This window comes from Bacillus sp. 05T31 (genome assembly GCF_056396725.1).
Genome location: NZ_JBFTMA010000885.1, coordinates 1 through 1,483, shown reverse-complemented (window position 1 = coordinate 1,483; position 1,483 = coordinate 1). Strand labels below are relative to the sequence as shown.

Below are 1,483 nucleotides of genomic sequence, written 5' to 3'. Positions count from 1 at the left end.
CAAATCTTCTTTATAGCGTTTCATTAGGTCAAGTTCTACATCCACTTGATTTGCAAACGTATGTAAATCATTTTGCATAATAAGAAGCATTGATTTTTGTAAATCTGCTATTGATAGTTTTGTTGTTAAATCATATATTTTTTGGTTTTGTTTCTCTAGATCATCTAAATGTGCTTTTTGCTCTGCTGTTAGTTTATTTACTTCAGCGAAAGCACCAAATGTTTTCTTAATTTTTTCAGTGTCAATGGCTTTCATCAAGTCATACTCTTGCGTTTTTGCGGCCGCAGCTGCAGCTATTTCACCTTGTTTGCTTTTCTCAATTGCTTCACGAGCTGCTTTTTTTGCCGATTCAATCTCTAAAGCAGTTTTACCCTTTTCTTTCGCTTCTTGCGCTGCTTTTGTCTCTGCTTCTAAAATAGAGTTGTTAATTTCTTTTCCTTTGTTATACGCTGCCAACCCTGCTTGAGCAGCMGGTTCAATGATWTCTTTTGAAAGRYTATAGACTTCTTTGAATATAACAAAYCCTTGTTCATTTAAAGCTCCTGGTAMTAATGCTATTTGTTGTAAATCATTTTGAATTGCATTTTTTGTATTTAGTAATTCATTTTTTAGCTGGTCTATTTTCCCTGTTCCATCTGAACTTAGTACATCCTGCGCTTTTGTCACATYAGTATCGARATCTTTWARTTTTTTATCAAGCTGTAATTTAAGATCTGTTAATTCATTAATYTGWCGTTGYRCATTKTCTTGGTTCGTCATAGCCATTTCTTGAAGAACTTCAAGTCTATCCAMAAAMCCTTCTTTATCTTCTTTATTGTCTACAAACGCTTTTAATGTTGGATAATAGCTATTAAATTTCGTTACAAATCCTTTACTTTTTGAATTTACTAGAATTAAATGTGGATAAAGTTCTGCTGACCATTCCTTCATATCTTGCTTGATTAGGGATTGATTTGTATTTAAAGCTGGGACTTCCTCTAACTGTACATTAGGACTCATTAAAGCTTGATCAATATATGTTTGGATTAATTTAGATTGTGCACCTAATTTTCGTAATGATGAGGAAATATCTATGCTTCCCTGTTGAGTTTCTGCYTGAACGATTGGYGTTGCGAGAGTATTGATAGGAATAGTCGMTCCAGTWACRATTGATGTYATTAAAAATCCTGTMATWATTTTATTYTTCATTCCGTACACCCCTTTACTATTGTTTTTTTTACAACTTTATTCATACAACTTGTACAACCTAGCGCTAGGTTCTCTCCTTGCACACGCTTGAGAAAGGAGAAGTCTTTCGGATAGAGTGTTAAACCCTCGTTATTATTTACTTCTCATAGAATGTAAGAATTTTACTTCTTCCTCATTTAAATAGTATGTTTTTCACAAGTAAAMAATAAAGTTTCATCAGCTATATTTGAATTAGCTGCCCAATGAATAGTAAAATATTTATTTTTCACTAGATTTCCAGTTTGCATTACAAGAG

General features: G+C 32.6%; 1 protein-coding gene. It reads right to left on the bottom strand.

Features of this window, described 5'->3' with window-relative positions; all coding sequences use genetic code 11:
- The coding region (locus AC1DJR_RS29555) for an HBL/NHE enterotoxin family protein (protein ID WP_477004210.1) at positions 1–1,188 on the bottom strand (1,188 nt) is incomplete at its 3' end.
- Positions 1,189–1,483 lie beyond the last annotated feature (295 nt).